4 protein-coding genes are annotated in these 3,275 nt (G+C 71.1%); 3 read left to right on the forward strand and 1 reads right to left on the reverse strand.

The annotated features are described in order from the left end of the window. The coding region (locus tag AB7U92_RS24455; protein WP_428583027.1) for a hypothetical protein at nt 1-218 on the forward strand (218 nt) is incomplete at its 5' end. Between the two features lie 22 nt (nt 219-240). Here AB7U92_RS24455 and AB7U92_RS24460 read toward each other — a convergent pair. Continuing rightward, nucleotides 241-1,176 (reverse strand): histone deacetylase family protein, encoded by a 936-nt coding sequence (locus AB7U92_RS24460; RefSeq protein ID WP_428303483.1) that lies wholly within the window; start codon nt 1,174-1,176, stop codon nt 241-243. Between the two features lie 36 nt (nt 1,177-1,212). On the opposite strand from AB7U92_RS24460, the gene AB7U92_RS24465 reads away from it, so the two are divergent. After that, complete coding sequence (locus tag AB7U92_RS24465; RefSeq protein WP_428583030.1) at nt 1,213-2,139, forward strand: AAA family ATPase; 927 nt, start codon at nt 1,213-1,215, stop codon at nt 2,137-2,139. Continuing rightward, a complete protein-coding gene (locus tag AB7U92_RS24470; protein WP_428583032.1) occupies nt 2,136-3,140 on the forward strand; it encodes a DUF58 domain-containing protein in 1,005 nt (334 codons plus the stop codon). Before AB7U92_RS24465 ends, AB7U92_RS24470 begins: the two co-directional genes overlap by 4 nt. The last annotated feature ends 135 nt before the right edge of the window (nt 3,141-3,275 follow it).

Here is a 3,275-nt window from a genome sequence, read left to right on the forward strand (position 1 = left end):
CCCAAGGCGCGGGGTTGCCACGGCAGGCGGGCGGATCGACGATCTCGCCAACGCAGCACCACCACCGCGCCATGTCCTCCGCCCCCGACTTCCAGCCCCGCAAGCTGTCTCCCGCCGAGGTGCAGGAGCTGCGCTGGCATGAGCTGCTGCAGCGCCTGCAGACGCTCAACGCGCAGCTCGAGTACCTCAAGCTGATGATGAAGCTGGGCGTGCGCTGAAGAACCCTCTCAGACGCTGCGCTCAGACGCCTGTCAGCACGCGCAGGTGCGCGGCGACGCTGCGCGCCAGCGCGCTGAGGTTGTAGCCGCCTTCCAGGCACGAGACGATGCGCCCCCGCGCGTGGCGCACGGCGATGTCCTTGATGCGCAGGGTGATCCACTCGTAGTCGGCCTCCACCAGCCCGAGCTGGCCGAGGTCGTCTTCGCGGTGGGCGTCGAAGCCGGCCGAGATGAAGATCATCTCCGGGCGGAAGGCGTCGAGCGCCGGCATCCAGTTGGCCTCGATCAGCTCGCGCAGTTCGCCGCCGCGCGTGTACGGCGGGATCGGCAGGTTGAGCATGTTGGTGCCCTTGGGCACCGCGCCGCTGTAGGGGTACAGCGGGTGCTGGAAGAAGCTGACCATCAGCACGCGGTCGTCGCCGGCGAGGATGTCCTCGGTGCCGTTGCCGTGGTGCACGTCGAAGTCGATCACTGCCACGCGCTTGAGGCCGCGAACGTCCAGCGCATGGCGCGCCGCCACGGCCACGTTGTTGAAGAAGCAGAAGCCCATCGCCTCGTCGCGTGTGGCGTGGTGGCCGGGCGGGCGCACGGCGCAGAAGGCGTTCTCGGCGCGGCCGTCGAGCACTGCGTCGGTGGCGGCCACGGCGGCGCCGGCGGCGCGCAACGCGGCCTTCCAGGTGCCGGGGTTGGCGGCGGTGTCGGGATCGAGTGCCTTGGCCTGCCCGCTGGCTTCGACCTGCTCGAGAACGTCGCGCAGTTCGGCCACGTAGTGGTGGGTATGGGCCAGCTCCACGTCCTTCAGGTCGACCAGCGGCGCGTCGTGGCGCGTCAGCGCGATGTCCAGGCCGGTGGCGATGAGGTGATCCTCGATCGCGTCGAGCCGCTGCGGGCATTCGGGGTGGCCCGCGCCCATGTCGTGGCGGCGGCAGTCGGGGTGGGTGAAGAACGCCGTGCTCATGTCTCGGGGTTTTGTTCTATCGGTTATGGTCTCGTCATGAACTCAGCGCTCGGCGATCAGATCGATCGACTCATCAATCAGATTAGCACGATCATCGTCGGCAAACGGCCGCAGATCGAGGACTGCATCGCCTGTCTGCTGGCCGGTGGACACCTGCTGATCGAGGACGTCCCGGGCGTGGGCAAAACCACGCTGGCGCACGCGCTGGCAGTCTCGCTCGGGCTGCGCTTCTCGCGAACCCAGTTCACCGCCGACCTCATGCCCTCGGATCTGATCGGCGTCAGTGTCTACGAGCGCAGCAAGGAGGCGTTTGTCTTCCATCAAGGCCCGGTCTTCACCCAGGTGCTGCTGGCCGACGAGATCAACCGTGCCGGCCCGAAGACACAGAGCGCGCTGCTCGAGGCGATGGAGGAGCACCAAGTGAGCGTCGAGGGCGAGACGCGCGCCCTGCCCGAGCCCTTCTTCGTCATCGCCACGCAGAACCCCACCGACCAGCTCGGCACCTATCCGCTGCCGGAGTCGCAGCTCGACCGCTTCCTGATGTGCATCACCCTCGGCTACCCCGACGCGAAGAGCGAGCGGGCGCTGCTGTCGGGCCAGGATCGCCGCGAGGCCATCCACGCCCTGGGCGCGGTGATGACACCCGCCGAGCTGATGGCGGCGCAGAAGGTCGTGCAGGCGGTGCACGCCTCGGAGGCGCTGCTCGACTACCTGCAGGCGCTGATCGCCGCCACCCGCTCGGGGCGCTGGTTCGTCGAGGGCCTTTCGCCGCGCGCCGGCATCGCGCTGCTGCGCGCCGCCAAGGCGCGCGCGCTGATCAACCAGCGCGACTATGTCGCACCCGACGACGTGCAGGCGGTGCTGCCGCAGGCCGTGGCCCACCGGCTGGTTCCGGTGGCCGGCGCCGGCCGCGGCCGCATCGAGCAGGTGCGGGCCATGATCGCCGCGGTGCCGGTGCCGTGACGACGAGCGCGGCTGCACGACGCCTGTGGGGTCGACCGGCCGCGGCCGTTCGCAGCCGATTCCGGCTGTGGTGGCAGGCCCGCGTACCGCGCAGCGACACCCTCGTGCTCGGCCAGCGCAACGTGTACATCCTGCCGACCCGCGCCGGGCTGATGTTCGCCGCCACGCTGATCGTGCTGCTGCTGGCCTCCATCAACTACCAGCTCAACCTCGGCTACGTGCTGACCTTCCTGCTCGCCGGCAGCGGTGCGGTGTCGATGCACGTCACCCACGGAACGCTGCGTGGCCTGACGCTGCGGCTGCGCGCGCCTTCGCCGGTGTTCGCAGGCGAGCCGGCACGACTGGACATCGTCCTGACCAGCCCCGACCGGCCGCGCTTCGGCGTCGGTCTGAAGATGGTCGACGCCGAGGCCGCCACGCTGGGCTGGATCGACGTGCCCGCCCAGGGCCAGGCCAGCGCGCAGGTCAGCTTCGTCCCGGTCCGGCGCGGCTTGCACGATCTGCCCGCCATCGGCATCGAGACGCGCTTCCCGCTCGGTCTGTTCCGCGCCTGGGCGATCTGGCGGCCTGCTTCGCAGCTGCTCGTCTACCCGGCCCCCGAGCGCCCGGCCGCCCCGCTGCCGGCGGCACGTGCCGTGCCCGGCGGCCAGGCACGAGGCCGGGCGGCCGAAGGCGGCGAGATCGAGGGCGTGCGCGGCTACCGCCGCGGCGACCCGCTCAAGCTCGTCTACTGGAAGAAGGCCGCCAAGGCGCTGGCCAGCGGCGGCGAGCTGGTCAGCCGTGACACCGCCAGCGCCGTCCAGCAGCAGCTGTGGCTCGACTGGCAGGCCTGCGGCCAGCTGCCGCCGGAAGAGCGCCTGTCGCGGCTGACCGCGTGGGTGAACGCCGCACAGCGCGCCGGCGCCGAGTACGCCCTCGGCCTGCCCGGTGTGGCGATCGATCCGAGCGAAGGCGAGGCGCACCGCCGCCGTTGCCTGGAGGCCCTGGCGCTGTGGCGCTGAGCCTGCCCCGGGGGCCCTCCGGCCCGGGCTGGCGACTGCCACGCTGGCCGGGCTGGTCGCACCTGCCGCGCGAAAGCCGCGACACCCTGTTCCTGCTCGGCGTCATCGCCTGGACGGTACTGCCGCACGTCGCCC

The organism is Piscinibacter sp. (assembly GCF_050175855.1).
GTDB lineage: Bacteria > Pseudomonadota > Gammaproteobacteria > Burkholderiales > Burkholderiaceae_C > Piscinibacter.